Genomic DNA, 17,470 nt, shown 5'->3' with positions numbered 1-17,470 from the left:
TTTACCTTTTAGCTATAGCGATCGAGTAATGCTTGTAAACCACCTTGATAGCCGGCTCCCACTGCATTGAGACGCCACTCACCGTCTTTCCGGTAAAGTTCAGCCATGATCAGTGCTGTCTCTATGGAATAATCTTCTACAAGGTCATAGCGAACAGCTTCCTGTTGTGTTTGGGCATTAACGATCCGCACGAAGGCATTTTGCACCTGACCAAAATTTTGACGGCGTTGCTGTGCTTCATGGATGGTTACAGTTACAAGAATTTTTTGGACATCATTAGGCACTTTTGTGAGGTTGATTTTGATAACTTCATCATCCCCCTCGCCGGCCCCCGTGAGATTATCTCCCATGTGCTGCACGGATTTGTCTGGATCTGGACTTGTGAGATTGTTATAAAAAATGAAGTGATTGTCAGAAATTAATTTTTCATTACCACCTAATAGGAACAATGATGAGTCTAGGTCAAAGTCAGAACCCGTGTCTGTAGCTTTAACGTCCCATCCCAGTCCTATGAATACTTCTGAGAGACCGGGTGAAACTTTCTCAAGCGATACCCGTTGTCCTTTGGTCAGAGATACGGCCATGATTCAATCTTCCTCTTTATTAGAAGTGGTTATGGAGGGAGGCGCGGACTGGAAAACTTTATTAAGTTTTTGCTGGAAATAGTTGTAGAATTTTTAATCTTAAATAAAAGAATATTAGCTAACTGTGCCGATGTCAATAGGGATTACAACTCTTAATTATTTTTTGGGTGTGAGTACAAAGCAATCATGCCCTGCCTCCCACAGTTGTGTAATCTCAGCTTGGGTTATTGTGCTTGTGTATTTTGACAAACTCTCGGAACTTGACCGTGTTTTGTGATGCAAGTGACCCTTACCAGGGCCTTTCCACAAGGCCCTCCGCTTGGAAGTCTCCTGTGTTGCAATACCATCGACTTGTGGCGTCGATGGTGGTGCGACGGATTCCCAACACTTGAGCAACTTCGATTTTCTTCATGCCATTTAACTCGATCGCTGGGATGACCTGATGAAGGAGGTATAAATGTACAGTTTGGAGCCAAAAGTCGGCGCGATCGATCTGCAAAACTGGCGACTAATTGTAGTCTATTTTCTAACCAAGGAAAGCGGTTGCTATAGTTTAATTTAAATGGCGATCGGCTCGAATCGAATTCTTTGCCTGACAATAAAATCTCAATCCCTATCACTCTCTAGTGTCGGGGAGAATTTCGACTACATACTCCGGTACATATTCGGGTCGATTTTCAGACCGATTCGGGGGCACATTCTGGGACACCTTCTCCGGTGGATGTTCGTGCCTGACTCGCCGGATCGGGAGATTTGCAATTAGTGCTGTGGCCCGCTGGTCGCTCTCCAGCGAGAACTCAGACCCGGTGGTATCGATTTCCACGTAGCGAGATACCACCTCTAGAATTTCTCGGCGCATCGACTCAACCATTTCGGGGCTGAGTTCTGAGCGGTCGTGGGCTAGAACCAGTTTGAGGCGCCGTTTTACCTCGTCGCGGCTGTTGTCAGGGGTGCGCGGGAAAAGTCGTTCGAGAAGTGTATATATCATGGGTACGGCTGGTTTGTCAAGGGTTAGGCATAGAAAAGGTCATACCATTTTCGATTTTCGATTTTCGATTTTCGATTGGGGAACCACTGATTCCCGTTTGGTTGGGAGTGGGCCTACAGTTTCATTCTTTTTGGGAACTGGTGTCACTGGGGGAAAATTTGGGGTAGTTTTTGTGATGCGGTCGCTGCTGTTAAAGATAGATCGCCAATATTGCAGCACATCACATAATTTTAGTATTTAAGAACTTGCGGAGGCGAGTAAAGAAGTTTTCCCGACGGGGATTGAGATCTAGAAAATCAACTTTTTCGCCTTCTAAGCGGCGGGCAATATTGTCGAAGGCAGTTCCAGCTAAAGAGGCCGTTTCCGACAATACTAATGGTTCGCCTCGGTTGGTGGAAACGATGACGCGCTCGTCGTCGGGAACGACGCCTAACAGCGAAATGGCGAGGATTTCCCGCACGTCTTGCACCGACATCATATCATTTGCCAGCACCATTGCGGGTCTGATCCGGTTGACGATTAGGTTGATTTTCTTGACGTTGTTGGCTTCCAGCAGACCGATGACTCGATCGGCATCGCGGACAGCAGCGATTTCGGGAGTGGTGACAATTATCCCTTCTTGAGCCGGCGCGATCGCATTTTGAAAACCTTGTTCAATTCCAGCAGGAGAGTCGATCAAAATATAGTCATATTTTGGTCCCAACATCCCCACAAGCTGCTTCATTTGCTCGGCGCTGATGGCATCTTTCATCCGAGTTTGGGCAGCAGGCAACAGTACCAAGCGCGGCTGGCGCTTATCTTTCACCAAAGCTTGCTCTAACCGGCACTCTCCTGCGAGAACTTCTAATGCCGTGTAAACAATCCGATTTTCTAAGCCCAGCAGCAAGTCTAAATTTCTGAGACCGAAATCGGCATCAATTACGGCAACGTTCCGCCCCCGCTTAGCTAAAGCCATGCCGAGATTGGCTGTGGAGGTGGTTTTTCCTACCCCGCCTTTCCCTGATGTAACAACAATAATGCGAGCCATAAGCGATTTTAGATTTATTGGGAATTGGTGATTGGGAATTAGTAATTGGTAATTGGGAATTGGTAAGGGGTAATTGGTAATGGGTAATTGATTTTATTCTTGGTTGATAATTAGCAATTATTCTTTGGTAATTTGGCAGAGCAATCTGTAATTCACTGAATAACAGCAGATTCCACGTTTATGAAGGACACCCGCTTATCGCTCCCCCGCCGTAGTGGCACGGCGAAAGCCTTTGCCCCTACTTCACAAACTCACAACTCTCCTTGTTTTACTAATTCTCTATGAATTTGCACTTAAATTTTAAATCGTCTTTTAGTGACTGATTTAGCCTAGGCCAAAATTATCACGTGCAGGCTTAAAGAGAAATAGTATTACCAATTACTCATTACTAATTCCTAATTACCCATTACCAATTACCCATTATCGATTACTCATTACCCCCGACTAACTGCGATTTGTCAAAATCAGAGGCTCTACCGATCCGAATCCCTTGAGGCGTCACATAGGCGACTTCCGGGAAAAACTGAGCGGGTGAGGTTTCTGGGCCTCTGGCAACATACTTAGCAATCCTAATCACCATCGGTTCCATCTGCAAGGTCATAATCACGCTTTTGGTATTGCCACCGGCACCGGCGTGAACGACTCCCCGCAAACGGCCCCAAACTAGGATATCGCCTCCGGCGATGACTGATCCGCCTGGATTTACGTCTCCCAAAAGTACGACGGTGCCCGGATGGCGAATTTCTACGCCCGATCGCACTGTCATCTGCAAATATAAAGGTTCCGCCAGCGATTGCGGTTTTTCAGAGGCGGCTTTATTCAGGGAAGAAACCGGAGGCTGCTGTTCTACACAATAACCTGCCGTAGCTGCTGCTACGGCGGTTTGGCGGCGACTGGTGTGGACTCGTTTGAGTTGCAGTTCTACTTCGGAGAGGGCATCGGCGATTTCTTGCAGTTGGCGGATATCTAAAAGTCGATCGCTCCCCATCAATTGTACTTCTGCGTTTGGCTGCCAAAAGCGTTCTCCTGCATTCAGCCTGACTTTTAGCTGCTGCCAAAGTTCAGTCCAAGTCGAGGCGGAGGCTGTTGCGGGTTCGCTATTGGTTTCTGGGGGGAGTAGCAACAGTAGCTGTCCATCTTCGGTTTTGAGTCGGACTTGCAGCTCCAAGCTGACTTCGGGTGTTGATTGAGTGGCGGCAGCAGCGGCTCCGGGGGAGGCATCGGGTGTCATGGGACAGTTTGATCTCGGGTAGGGACAGGTTAACATCAATATTAGCTCGATTGTAGACTGTTCACTGTTGACTGTTCACTGTTGACGGTTAACTGTTCACTATTGTTATTTGTTACCAATTCCCAATTTCCAATTCTCAATTCCCAATTCCCAATTCCCATTACCATTTTATGCACCTAATAGAACGTTATCGCGGCAGTCTTCTAGGTTTAGCAGTTGGCGATGCTTTGGGAACAACTTTAGAGTTCTGTCGCCCCGGAACATTTACACCTATTAACGATATGGTTGGCGGCGGCCCGTTTCGACTGCAACCGGGCGAGTGGACGGACGATACTTCGATGGCACTTTGTTTGGCTGAAAGTTTGATTGAGAAACAAGGTTTCGATCCTGTCCATCAGTTAGAAACTTATGTGCGGTGGTGGCGAGAGGGACATTTGAGCAGCACTGGTGAATGTTTTGATATTGGCAATACGGTTCAACAAGCACTTTGGAAGTTTGAAGATACAAGAAAACCTTACTGCGGTTTTACCGATGCTCAGACTGCTGGCAATGGTTCGATTATGCGCTTGGCTCCCGTGCCTTTGTTTTATGCGAATAATCCTTTAGAAGTAATAGAAAAATCTGGACAAAGTTCGAGAACTACTCACGGTGCTGCTACTTGTGTGGATGCTTGCCGCTATTTTGGTGCTTTAATTGCGGGGGCTGTGAATGGAGTTGCTAAAGATGTGTTGCTTTCGGAAAGATATTGTCCGATTTCTGGATATTGGGCAGCTAATCCGCTGGTAGCAGAGATTGATGAGATTGCGGCGGGTTCTTTTAAACGGCGACAACCTCCTGAAATTAAAGGTACGGGTTATGTTGTCAAGTCTTTGGAGGCGGCACTTTGGGCGTTTTACAATAGTTCTTCTTTTGCTGAAGGCTGTTTGTTGGCTGTGAATTTGGGCGACGACGCGGATACAACTGGTGCGGTTTACGGACAGTTGGCGGGGGCTTTTTACGGAGAATCTGGTATATCGGAAAAATGGCGATCGCAATTAGTCCATCGCACTTTAATTGAATCTTTTGGCGATCGGCTTTTTACTCGCTCGCGATCGCTCTGAATATTTACATCAGTTTTCAACCTTCTTTGTTTTTACAATAACTAGCAACTTAAGTTAAAATAAACCAATTTACACAAACATTTCTGGTTGAGGGTTAATACAATGGTACTCGAAGCCCCGTCTATCAAAGCCCAACCAACCGTCACCTGGGAACCCCTACCAGCTAACTACATATTACCCGACGATCCGGTGGAAAATACTCAACAACCTTCTCTCGCGGCTGCTCTCACCGATGCACTGGGAGCAGCAGGATGTATCCAGCCAGAAATGCTGATTGCCTCTAATTTGGGGTTAGTGGCCACAGTCAATAAAAAGATTGTTATCAAAGCTCCAGACTGGTTTTATGTGCCTCAAGTGAATCCTCTAGCAGAGGGAGTAATTCGTCGTAGTTATACTCCTAATACTGAGGGTGCTAATGTGGCGATCGTGATGGAATTTCTCTCGGAAGCAGAGGGAGGAGAACTATCAGTCAGAGCAACTCCTCCCTATGGCAAACTTCACTTTTACGAACAGATTCTTCAAGTACCTACTTATGTCACTTACGATCCCTACGAAGGTATTTTAGAAGTGCGGTATTTGCAAGATGGGCGATATGTTTTACATTCAGCCAATGAGCAGGGGCGTGTCTGGATTCCACAATTGGAACTATATCTGGGAATTTGGTCGGGGGAAAGGTTGGGACAAACCATGAACTGGCTGCGCTGGTGGGATAATGGAGGTAATTTGTTGCTGTGGAGTTCAGAACAAGCTGAGCAAGAAAGGCAAAGGGCTGAACAAGAAAGGCAAAGGGCTGAACAAGAAAGGCAAAGGGCTGACCAGGAAAGGCAAAGGGCTGAACGATTGGCGGCTAAGTTGCGCGAATTGGGAGTTGATCCAGATTGAAGGCTGATTGAAAGCTCATTTTCGATCGCCCTTAATACACAAGACTTGCCCAACCATCTACCAGAATAGGCGCAACCACAGGCAGATTGCGCCTACAAAACGCTATATTTTTTTGTGCGTAAGTCCTGAATCGAAAATCAAAAATCGAAAATCAATTGACGTGTGTAGCAATTCGTGATAATATTCTCCGCATTTGTCTCGATATAAAAAATATTTATGAATAAATCTTAAGTTTTAATTAAATTTAGTATTATAATTTTGGTAACTTCCAACTAAGTATTTATTCTCACTATGATAGCGGATCAATTTCCTTGGCTGACCGCAATAGTCATCCTACCCCTGCTAGCTTCCATCGCCATCCCTTTTCTGCCGGATACAGACGGCAAAACCATTCGCTGGTATGCCCTAGGCGTAGGTATCGCAGATTTTGTATTAATGTGCTGGGTGTTTTGGACTCATTACGATCCAAGCATCTCTACTTTCCAAATCGTAGAGCAATATTCCTGGATACCTTCTTTAGGCCTCAACTGGTCTGTGTCGGTTGACGGACTGTCTGTTCCGTTGGTACTGTTGGCGGGATTGGTGACGACACTATCAATCTTTGCAGCCTGGGAAGTCGATCGCAAGCCACGACTCTTCTACTTCCTGATGCTGGTGATGTACTCCGCACAAATAGGAGTGTTCGTCGCCCAAGACATCATGCTACTGTTCATTGTCTGGGAACTAGAACTAATTCCGGTGTACCTCCTCATCTCGATTTGGGGCGGACAAAACCGTCGCTACGCAGCTACCAAATTCTTGATTTACACCGCAGGCGCTTCCATCTTTATTTTGATAGCTGCCTTAGCAATGGCATTCTACGGCGGAGGCACCCCCACCTTCGACATGGTAGAACTAGGCTTGAAGGATTACCCACTCGGTTTAGAATTACTGCTTTATGCGGGATTGCTGATTGCCTTCGGTGTGAAACTGGCGATTTTCCCCTTCCACACTTGGCTACCTGATGCCCACGGTGAAGCATCTTCTCCCGTGTCGATGATTCTGGCCGGCGTATTGCTGAAAATGGGCGGATACGGACTGATTCGCCTGAATTTGGAACTTCTTCCCCAAGCACACGTTTACTTTGCACCGATTATGGCGGTGCTCGGCGTGGTCAACATTATCTACGGCGCGCTGAATTCCTTCGGCCAATCGAACATGAAGCGCCGCCTAGCGAATTCGTCGATTTCTCACATGGGATTCGTGTTGTTGGGTATTGCTTCATTCACGGATTTGGGAATCAACGGGGCGCTGTTGCAAATGATTTCCCACGGTTTAATCGCCTCAGTATTGTTTTTCCTGGCTGGCGTTACTTACGATCGCACCCATACAATGATCATGGACGAGATGGGCGAGATTGGAAAAGTCATGCCGAAAGTATTTGCCTTGTTTACCGCAGGCGCGATGGCATCCTTGGCACTCCCCGGAATGAGCGGTTTTGCTAGCGAACTCTCAGTGTTTGTGGGCGTCGCAACTAGCGATATGTACAGCGGTTCTTTCCGCGCGGTGACAGTGTTCCTGGCGGCAGTAGGACTGATTTTGACGCCGATTTATTTGCTGTCGATGCTGCGACAGTTATTTTACAACTGTGGGACACTAGCGGCTTGCGACCTTGAGGATCTAAATTTGCAGAATCAGAGAAACAATCTGGATGAAGCGGTTTGTTTCGGTAATAGTTGCGTTTTGCCGGGTGATGCACCGTTTATTGATGCTAAACCTCGGGAAGTGGCGATCGCATTTTGCTTTTTGATACCGATTGTCGGCATTGGTTTTTATCCCAACATGGCGATGCAAGTCTACGATGCCAAGACTGTCGCAGTCAACGCAGAAGTCCGCCAATCTTACATCCAAATTGCTCAACAAAATCCTCGGATTTATGCGAATCAACTTTTGGTTCCCAAGATTGCCCAAGCTCAAAAATCGCCTGCTTTGGACAAAATTACACGGTCTGAATCTGCATCGGTTTTTGGCATTGTCAAATAATTTTATCGAACTCTGTTTGTGTTGAAAATTGGGCGATCGCTTTTGTCAAAGGGCGATCGCTTTTTTCTTATCGCTGAATTTCTGAAATAATCTGCGCCAGATTCTCCCTAGCATATCCCACCTCAAGAATGGATTTATCCTCCAGCTCAGAGGCAACTTTATTCAAGATATTTAGCGGTTCTTCAGAGCCTGTCGTCTTCACAAACAACACTTGCAACCGAGTTTTTACTAATGCTAAAATAGAGCGACTTCCCTCGCCTTTATCCCCTTTCCGTTTAGCAATATTGATGCTCAATTTGTGAGTTTTCAATAGCCCCATTCTTTCTATTCCTTGCGTCTTAACCGTCTCCAAAACCTCCGCTCGAATCTGATCGACTAATCGGTCGGTCACATATTGCACGATCAAAGGCTGAAGAATAAAAACAGTTTCCCCGCCCTCACTAATTTTGTCAATCAGCGAGCGACGACCCAGAGAATCGAGATTTTTCAGCAAATCTGAAAGCGATGAATTGACCAACATCTGCTCTCGCAAAGTCGCCAGGGAAATCGGGGTTTGAGCAATAGCAATCCAGTAGGCAATCTCTTGTTCTGAACTCGACATTCTATCGAACTGCTGCGCCAGCAAATTGCTGATATGTTCTTCAATAAATAACGCCGTTGCTTCCAAAAGCTTTAAAACATTTCCCTCGAAAAACTCGTTAATTGTTGTCGCTACAATCTTTAATGCTAACAGATTGCCTCCGTACCGAGATAACAAGATTTTCAACTCTTGATCTTGAGCCGACAAACCTTTTTCTTGAAAAATTTCCCGCGCTATTTCCTCGGAAATAGCAGGTTTTAAAGACCGCACTTTTTCTCCCGCCAGCAAAGCCAGTTCCGTAGGCTCTTCCGAACTAACTAGCAGTAAACAGCTATTATGATTGACCTCACAGAGCCGCACAATTAAGTCTCGATATCCTTCGTAGCCTTCGCGGTAGTGTCCCGCTAATTCTTCGGGTCGGAGAACCGCTTCAAAATCGTCTAAAATTACCAGACAGCGGTGTTTTCGCAAATACTCGACCAAACGCGAAATTTTGCTGTTGAGGTCGATCCTCTTCGAGGGTTCCGCTAACGGCACATCGGGTTTTTGTTGGTTAGAAAAAAGTTGAATTAAGCTCCCTAGGAAGTCGGATGGTGCGGGTGTCGATCGCAGCGATCGCCAAATCACAAAATCAAACTCATTCTGTACTTGTTTTGCCAACTGCACCGACAGAGTTGTTTTGCCGCTACCAGCCAAACCAAGCAGCGCTATTAGGCGACAATTATCTGATACAATCCACTGCTTTAAAGTAGTTAATTCTTCAGTCCGTCCGTAAAAAACCGAAACATCCGGTGCTTGACCCCAATCTTCCTGTCGGTGTCCAATCGCCATCTTCAATAGAGAGCCTTTACCTCCACTAAAATCGCTCGTTCCCTGATCGATGTGGTATGAAAACAGCAACTGATGCCTCAATTCCGAAAGCTTTCCAGGGCCGTTCCCCCCGATCTGAAACTTTTTGTAAACTTCGCCAAGTCTTTTGCGAACGGCGATGTCGCTAATGCCAAGCTTTGTGGCGATCGTCGCTGTAGATTGACCGTCGAGAGCCATAAACACAGTTTCTAACTCGGCATCTGTGACACCGCGCTGTTTGGCGATCGTTTGCACAAAGTTTTGAGGAATCGGAGTAGTCAAGGTAGGAATCTCGTCTATACTAAAAATCTATCTTCTATTATATTGTGTGAGTTCTCGCGGGCGAGCAATTGAATCGAATCTACCAAAGTTCAGCTTGCTTTTTGTTGTTTGGGCAGTTTTAGATATTTATACCCAATTATCGATTGTGATACCAGTTTAAAAAAATGCAACTCTAGGCCCATACTCCAAACCAATACACAATCAGTCATTCCCAATTCTTTAATTCTTTAATCTAATATGGTATGAGAAACTGGGAGTTAATCTGCATTAATTGTTGCTATTTCTTACCCGTAAAACCTATTGTAGAGTGGAGGCGCGGCGCTTAATTTATGGCACCAAACCATAAATCTCCAACCGCACCACAACCCACGGCGAACCAAAAACCGGGTAAATTTACAATTTTTGAAAGCAGCGCTGTATCAGCCAAAATTTGTCGCACTAGCGCGGTATTCTTGGGCTGAAAGCAGCCGCCAACTCCCATCGCCCAGAAGTTCCAAAACCTGCTGGTGATATTTCACTAAACTCAATCGGTGGCCGACACTCACAAACGTAGTTTTAGTGGCTTGCAACTGCTCGTATAAATGTTGCTCGTTCTTCAAATCCAAAGCACTTGTCGCCTCATCCAAAATAGTGTATCTCGGTTCAGTCAATAACAATCTAGCAAAACCTAAACGTTGCTGTTCTCCCAGTGACAAAATCTCACCCCAATCTAAATCCGCATCAAAACCGCCCAATCTGTCCGGCAAATCGGCTAAGTTTACTGATGCCAAAACGCGGCGCAATTTTTCCTCATCAACCTCGCTGCTGCTGTTGGGATAGAGAAGTTGCGATCGCAAACTACCCAAAATCATATAAGGACGCTGCGGCAAAAACAGCATTTCCTCCAATTCCGGCCGCGCCAAACGGCCGGTTCCCGATTGCCACAAGCCCGCAATTGCCCGCAGCAAAGAACTCTTCCCAGCACCGCTTTGACCGACAATTAACAGTCCTTCACCGGGCGACACGGCTACCGACAAATCTCTAATTAAAGTTTTTTGATGCTGCGGAGTATCTAAAGTAACGTGTTCCAGTGTCAATTGCGAACTTATAACTGTATCGATTGTTCTTAATTCTAGTTTAACAGCACTTTTTTTATCTATTAAAAACTCATTAAACGTGGCTAAACGATTAATTCCCGCTGCAAATAAACTCAAGCTTTCAATCCTATATACAACCAAAGAAAAGGCTTCTGAAACCTGACGAAAAGCAAATTCAGATTGAGTAATATCGCCGTATCTGATCTCACCTGCAAAGTAGATAGAAGCCAGGAATAAGGAGGGAATAATATAAGTTGCATATCTATAGCCAACTCTAAAATATCCCAAATTACGCTGCCAACCAATTAGTAAATGAAAATTCCTAACTGCTTTTAAAAATCGGTGTTTCACCTGAACAGATTCCTGTGCTTCTCCTCGGTAAAAAGCAATTAATTCTGCATTGTCCCGAATGTGAACCAATCCATAGCGAAAGTCAGCCTCTTTGGAGAGCTGATTGAAGTTCAAAAATATCAACCTTTTGCCAAAAATTACCATAACTGTCGTGCCAAAGACAGCATAAATAATTAGTCCGATCGAAAGACCTTTGGAAATAGACCACAGAATGCCTGTAAAAAAAATAATATCGATCACTGCCCCCAATATCAGCAGCAAAAACTCTAAACTTGTGCTAGTGAAAGATTTGATATCTTCAGCAATCCGCTGGTCGGGATTGTCGATTTCCTTCTGAGAATTGATTTCGTAATAAGCGCGGTTTTGAAAATAACTACCCAGGAAACTCTCACTCATCCACTCTCGCCAGTACAATCCCAGTTTATCTTGGGTATAGCCGTAAATAACAACTATCGGGGTACCGATAATAAAAACTCCAGCATAAACCCACATAAACCGCCAAAAAGTAATCTGATCTTTTTCAGCCAGTGCTGTCGTGAAAAAATTACTAATATAGCTAATCACTACGTTAATTCCACTAACAGATAGTGACAAAAATAGCAGGAGAGCTAACATTGCCCACTGTTTCCAGCGCGGTATCAACTTGCTTCTAAAAAAGACAAAAGCAGCTAGCGGGAGGATTAGCATTAAACCAACGATCGCAATTTTCGGTGAGTAGATAATTCCTTTGATTAAAGTAGCTAAACCAGCCGCAACTCCATTAAAAGCCTCTGGAAATAAGACTTGAGCACCCAAACATACAGCGCTGACGAGTACAAACATCGCAGCGAAGAGAAATATCAACAACAGCGCTACTAATCCTAAAAAGATTCTGCCTCCCCCAGGCTCTAAAGGATAAAAGTAAGGTTGAGCGATCGCAATAAATCTCTGCCACAACTGACGGTCAAATCGATTCATCTTTGCTGTTTACAAAACTACTTTGACTTTTTTAACATATCAAGTCTTGTGACAAACCGCAGCAGTAATTTATTTCGGAGTTTTGCGAAAAAATTTGTCTCACCCCCAGGCGGAAACTTTTTTTCCGAGTTAACTGGTGGAGATAAAAAAGTTGGGATCTTAGTTCAAGCTCTTAGATTCATCTGTGGAGTCAATCCTTTAATCTCAAATCTAAAATCTCCAATCGATGGGATCAGAAGCAGTGGCGCTTTCGCCGGACAACGCCGACTGCAATTTACTGCTGTAAAATCGCTGGCTAATTCCTAAAATTACTTGTTTCATTACCCAATACAAAACAGCAATTACTACAAAAGTTACAGCCATTACTAAAACCGGACGCTTACCTATCAAATCGTTCATTACTGTGTTAACTAGCGCATCGGGGTTAGTAAGAATATCCCAAGTGTTGAAGCGGATAAATCGCCCTAAATAAATTCCGATCGCCGAAAGTGCGTGTATAGTTATCTCTGTTGCCAGGATAAATTTACTCCAACCCTGTTGCTTCAAATAGTAACCCAAATTCATCACCGACAGGACGTAAGCCCCAAACCCGACCAGCATAAACGCCAGATACTGCGGGATCAAAGCTAGAGTCACAGTCCATACCGAGTTCCCCTCTTTAATCTGCTCAATCAGGTGAATGATATCAGTTAAAACGTAGGGCGCATTGGGCAAAAATGCGATAAACCAGAAAAAACCGCCCCACCAGCGGAGAGAGCGAACTCCGCGCTGCCGCAGTACCCAGATGTCTAAAGCCATCAGTGCCAGCGTAATCGCGATCGCGCCCAAAAGGTAAGTTTTTCCTACATCTTGCACAATGTGCTTCAGATAGTTAAAAACATGGCGCGTACTGGGCAAAAAAGTAGCGCCCAGGAGAATGCCCGTACCCCACAGCAGCCAGCGCGATCGAGGTTTGCGGAACAGCCAAAAACTCAGGCCCAGCGGTACTAAACTCAAAAACAAATTCCAAGACATCCAACGGACATTGTGTCCCATTGCTTGCAGCGCTTCCAGGATTAATCCCATCATGTCAATTTTTATACAATTAAAGGTTTGATGCAGCACCGCTGCCTTAGCAGCTTCAGTCTATTTTAGTCGTTAACTTGTAGGGTGCGTCAGCTTATCGCTCCGCGCCTGAAAATTAAGAATTGCTAACCCCCCCTACCACTGTGGAGTCAATCTCTAATCTAAAATTTAAGATCGAGTGACGCACCAGACTATTTATACACTTGGTGGATCGGAATCTCAATCTTAAAAGTTGTTCCGCATCCTATGGACGAAATACAGTCAATCTTGCCCTTGTGCTTTTCCACCACAATCGAGTGCGCGATAGACATTCCCAACCCCGTACCTTTCCCCACAGCTTTCGTAGTAAAAAATGGGTTAAAAATTCGTTCAACTATCCCATCGGGAATCCCCGTACCGTTGTCCGAAATTTCTACCCTCACAGTGTTCTGGGTGGTTACATCAGTGGAAATAGTAAGGCGGCCACTCTTGGTCTCTAATTGTGGAACCGATAACTGGTGATATCGTTCTTCAATAGCATCAATTGCATTAGCAATAATATTCATAAACACCTGATTCAGTTGGCTCGCATAGCACTCCACCAGTGGCAGGTTTCCAAACTCCTTAATTACTTCAATTTCCGGGCGGCTGTCCCGACTCTTCAAGCGGTGCTGCAAAATTAACAAAGTGCTTTCAATCCCCACGTGAATATCGACCGGCTTCATTGCGGATTCATCCAGTCGTGAGAAATTTCTGAGGGACAACACAATTTGCCGGATGCGCTCGGTTCCTACCTGCATTGAACCCACAAGTTTTCTTAAATCCTCAGCCATGAAATCCAAATCTATCTCTTGAATGCGCTCCACAATTTTTGAATTATGTTCGGGATACTCATGTTCGTAAAGACTCACCAGATCAAGCAACTGTTTTGTATACTGGTTTAGATAATCAATATTAGCGTAAATGAAGTTAACGGGATTATTAATCTCGTGTGCAATCCCAGCCACTAATTGCCCCAAAGAAGACATTTTTTCAGTTTGGATGAGCTGAGTTTGAGTAGAGCGCAATTCCTGCAGCGCTGACTCTAAATCTCGAGCTTTTTCTCTTTCTCGCGCCTCGCTTTGTCGCAGTGCTTCCTCTGCTTGCTTGCGAGTCGTAATATCCTGGCAAAATCCAATTATTACCTTAGCCTGACCGTCAACATTCCTGCTAAAAATAGTATCCCGACTTTGCAGCCATAAGAATTCACCATCTGCGGCCCGCATCCGGTACTCAATTTCCCTAATTTCGCCATCTTCAACTCCTACAAAGCTCGCGTGATGTTTGATAATTTTAGGCAAATCTTCGGGGTGTACTAACTGAGGCATCAATGACGAATCCATCGCTGTAATCTCATCAAATGTATAGCCCAAAAGCCCGAACACTGAAGTATTAGCGTAGATGTTTCGCTCTTCTTCTAAGTCGTAGAGATACAAAATACCGGGAGTAGCTGATGCTACTTTTTGAATAAACTGCTGGCTTTCTTGCAAAGCTAATTCAGCTTGTTTGCGATCTGTAACATCAACGGCGATGCCGTCCCAAAGAAGATCGCCGTTTTCTTTAGCTTCAGGACGCGAATTTATCTGAAACCAATGAATTTTGCCGGAAGGTAGCAGCATCCGTCCTTCCCACTGCGACGGTTGCAGATTTAGGGCTGAAATAGCAACAGATTCGTCATAATTTTGGCGGTCTTCGGGATAAATCAAATCTGTGACCAAAGCCGCATTTTTCAGAACATCTTCTGGTTCTAACTCAAAAATTTCTCGGCAAGCAGCACTTATGTAAGGAAAACTAAAAGAGCCATCGGGACATAACAAAAATTGATAAATGATTCCAGGCAAATTAGCAGACAGCTTTTGGAATTTTGCCTCGCTTTCCTGCAGTGCTTCCTCTGCTTGTTTGCGCTCCGTAATGTCAGTAATTGAACCAACCATGCGGACTGCTTTTCCAGATGCGTCCCACAAAGCTTGTCCCCGACTCAATATCCATTTGTAGGCGCTGTTGTAGCACCACAATCGGTATTCGGTGATGTAATGCGGCGTTTTTCTCTCCAAGTGTTCTTGAAGAAGTTGCTGAGAAATCGCTAAATCATCGGGATGTAAACTCTTATTCCATTTGTTATTGTAATCGCTAATATCACTATCTTCGTAACCAGTGATTTCCTTAAAACGCTCTGACACAAAAAGTTCACCTGTTTGCAAGTTCCAGTCCCAAATGCCGTCATTGTTGCCTTTGAGTGCTAACTGCCAGCGTTCTTCAGTTTGCATCAATTGAGCAGTTCTCTGTTTGACTCTATCTTCTAGTTCTTGGTTGAGTTGTTTGAGACTTTCTTCTGCTTGTTTGCGTTCGATCGCAATTCCTGCTAAGTTTACGATCGCCTCTATCAATTGCAGCTCAAAAAGATGGGGGTGGCGCGGTTGGGAATAATACATTCCAAAAGTTCCCAAAACCTGACCCTGAGATGAAAAAATAGGAGTAGACAAGCAAGCTCTCAGTCCAAAACTCAAGGCTAAATCTCGAAAATTTTCCCACAAAGGATCGCTGGCAATATCTGTAACGATCACCTGTTGGCGGCTAAAGGCAGCAGTGCCACAGGAACCGACATCCGGGCCGATGGCTATGCCATGAATAGCAGCATTGTAACTGTCGGGCAAACTGGGCGCTGCTCCGTGCAGCAAATGTTTGCCGTCTGGAGCGAGAAGCAATATTGAACCCATGACATCTCTAGATTGTTGTTCGATAATTTCAACTAAAGTATTTAAAGTAGCGCCAAGATTTGTGCCCTTAGCAATCATTTCTAAAATTTGTTTTTGACCGATCAACCAACTTTCAGCTTGCTTGCGCTCCGTAATGTCGCGGGCTATCCAAATAAAAGTGTTTTCCTGCATTGGAGAAATGTTAGCGACAAACCAAACTTCTTGGTGGTCTATTTGCAGGCTGTATTCTATGGAACGGGTCTGTTTTGTGTCGGCGGTAAGTTGAATTTGACTGAGGAAAAAATCTGCTGTTTCTTGTGGCAGGATATCGTGCAGAGTTTTGTTTATAAGTTCCGCCGACGGTTTGTATAAAAGTTCTGGATTTGTGGGCGCAATTTTTAGATAACGTCCCTCAATATCAATCACAAAAATTACGTCGTTCATGGCAGCGAACAAAGCTCGAAGTTCCGATTCAGAAGCTTGGAGGGCGATTTCAGCTTGTTTGCGATCGCTAATATCCGTCCCGATACAAAGCAGTCCTGCCACATTTCCCTTCGCATCTAGTAAAGGTTTATTTGTCCACGCTATCCACACCCTTTCTCCATTGCTGCGGATGTTTTCATTTTCGTTTTGGAAGTATTTTTCCGGCTGTGTCAAACAGTCTCGAATCATTGCCGCCAGGTCACTTTCGGATAAATCTGTTTTCGGTATAATTGTGCCGATCGCACTTTTGCCAATGATTTCTGCTTCTGAATACCCGAAAAAAGTTTCAGCACACTCGTTAAAAAAAGTAATCTTGCCTTCACTGTCTAACTGCACAATCATGCTGTTAGCATTCTCAACTAATTGCCGATACTTAACTTCGCTCGCACGCAGTTTCGCACGACCGTACACCCAGCTAAAAACCACCGCCCCGCTCAAAAGTGCCAGCAAGCCACCTCCAAAAAGCAGCCAGCCCCGAAACGGCGAACTCGCAGGCCATCCTCCCGCCGGAATTGCTGCCAACTGCCAGGAACCGTTGGGCAAAGTTACTTCCAGCAGCACGGGATTGTGCTGAAAAATTGACCCGTCACCGAAAAACACAGGGCCGGATGCTCCCTTCCCGTCTTTGCCCCGCAGAGCGTATTGGAGCTTTGCTGAGGAGTCGTTGAGTCCTGCTTCCTCAATCAGGGAATTTTTGTCGATGATTAGACCTGTCAAGCCCCAGTAAACTCCTGTTTCAGGCTCGGCGCCGGAGGGTGTGAGAAAAATCGGCGATCGGCTGATGAAAGTCTCGTCCCCCTCCAATAATTTCACGGGCCCGGCTAGCAAAGTTTTTCTGGTTCGGATGACCTCTTTGACCATTTGCCGCTGTTCGGGTAGCGCCGTCAAGTCAACCCCGATCACCCCTTCATTTCCCTCCCGTGGGTAAATGTAAGCGACCGTCGTGCCTTTAACTAAAGTTATGGCGCGGATTCCCGGTTGCTGTGCCACCAGAATTCTCGCCGTCGCTGTAAACTCGGCTTCGGTGATGTTGGGGTTGTTGGAAAGGTAGGCCCCCAAACCCCGCATCAAAAACAGGCGGGAATTCAAAGAGCCTTCGAGCTTAGAACGGACTGTGCTGAGCCGATCGAGGGTGCTAGCGCGGTTGTAGTGAAAAAACCGCCGCTGTTCCGATCGATCTAAAATGCTAACTCCGACCAAAATTGCTATTGATGCCGAAATTGCTGCTAAATACGGTGAAATTTGAATTTTTTTCACCTTCAAGTATTCCATCTGCCGG

General features: G+C 45.3%; 11 protein-coding genes. 3 read left to right on the top strand and 8 right to left on the bottom strand.

Annotation, left to right across the window (positions count from 1 at the left end):
- Positions 1-8 precede the first annotated feature (8 nt).
- The 4 genes from QUA77_RS12190 to minC form a co-directional block, all read right to left on the bottom strand.
- Positions 9-584 carry a TerD family protein gene (locus QUA77_RS12190; protein ID WP_333041587.1) on the bottom strand — a complete coding sequence of 192 codons (576 nt, stop codon included), beginning with the start codon at positions 582-584 and terminating at the stop codon, positions 9-11.
- A gap of 616 nt (positions 585-1,200) precedes the next feature.
- Positions 1,201-1,572 carry a cell division topological specificity factor MinE gene (gene minE / locus QUA77_RS12185; protein WP_333041588.1) on the bottom strand — a complete coding sequence of 124 codons (372 nt, stop codon included), beginning with the start codon at positions 1,570-1,572 and terminating at the stop codon, positions 1,201-1,203.
- A 220-nt stretch (positions 1,573-1,792) separates the two neighbouring features.
- Complete coding sequence (gene minD, locus QUA77_RS12180) at positions 1,793-2,599, bottom strand: septum site-determining protein MinD (protein ID WP_333041590.1); 807 nt, start codon at positions 2,597-2,599, stop codon at positions 1,793-1,795.
- Between the two features lie 427 nt (positions 2,600-3,026).
- Positions 3,027-3,830 carry a septum site-determining protein MinC gene (minC, locus tag QUA77_RS12175; protein WP_333450289.1) on the bottom strand — a complete coding sequence of 268 codons (804 nt, stop codon included), beginning with the start codon at positions 3,828-3,830 and terminating at the stop codon, positions 3,027-3,029.
- Positions 3,831-4,000: 170 nt separating this feature from the next.
- Here minC and QUA77_RS12170 point away from each other — a divergent pair, with 170 nt between their 5' ends.
- The 3 genes from QUA77_RS12170 to QUA77_RS12160 all read left to right on the top strand — a co-directional run bounded on the left by QUA77_RS12170 (position 4,001) and on the right by QUA77_RS12160 (position 7,834).
- A complete protein-coding gene (locus QUA77_RS12170; protein ID WP_333450288.1) occupies positions 4,001-4,930 on the top strand; it encodes an ADP-ribosylglycohydrolase family protein in 930 nt (309 codons plus the stop codon).
- Positions 4,931-5,032: 102 nt separating this feature from the next.
- Positions 5,033-5,812: a Uma2 family endonuclease gene (locus QUA77_RS12165; RefSeq protein WP_333041593.1), complete on the top strand. Its 780-nt coding sequence runs from the start codon at positions 5,033-5,035 to the stop codon at positions 5,810-5,812.
- Between the two features lie 291 nt (positions 5,813-6,103).
- Positions 6,104-7,834 (top strand): NAD(P)H-quinone oxidoreductase subunit 4, encoded by a 1,731-nt coding sequence (locus QUA77_RS12160; protein WP_333041595.1) that lies wholly within the window; start codon positions 6,104-6,106, stop codon positions 7,832-7,834.
- 67 nt (positions 7,835-7,901) lie between these two features.
- Here the strand turns inward: QUA77_RS12160 and QUA77_RS12155 are convergent, their stop codons facing one another.
- The 4 genes from QUA77_RS12155 to QUA77_RS12140 form a co-directional block, all read right to left on the bottom strand.
- Positions 7,902-9,545 (bottom strand): NB-ARC domain-containing protein, encoded by a 1,644-nt coding sequence (locus QUA77_RS12155; protein WP_333450287.1) that lies wholly within the window; start codon positions 9,543-9,545, stop codon positions 7,902-7,904.
- 419 nt (positions 9,546-9,964) lie between these two features.
- The gene (locus QUA77_RS12150; protein WP_333450286.1) at positions 9,965-11,929 is read right to left on the bottom strand and encodes an ABC transporter ATP-binding protein/permease; all 1,965 of its coding nucleotides are present in this window, start codon (positions 11,927-11,929) and stop codon (positions 9,965-9,967) included.
- Between the two features lie 210 nt (positions 11,930-12,139).
- Positions 12,140-12,997, bottom strand: coding sequence for a DUF1361 domain-containing protein (locus tag QUA77_RS12145; protein ID WP_333041599.1), 858 nt, complete (start codon positions 12,995-12,997; stop codon positions 12,140-12,142).
- A gap of 188 nt (positions 12,998-13,185) precedes the next feature.
- Entirely contained in the window at positions 13,186-17,448 is a 4,263-nt protein-coding gene (locus QUA77_RS12140) for a PAS domain S-box protein (RefSeq protein WP_333450285.1), read from the bottom strand.
- Positions 17,449-17,470: the final 22 nt, after the last annotated feature.

This window comes from Microcoleus sp. K5-D4 (assembly GCF_036704575.1).
Taxonomy (GTDB): domain Bacteria; phylum Cyanobacteriota; class Cyanobacteriia; order Cyanobacteriales; family Microcoleaceae; genus Microcoleus.
The sequence above is the reverse complement of the archived record's forward strand: the minus strand, read 5'-3'. Positions and strand labels throughout refer to the sequence as shown.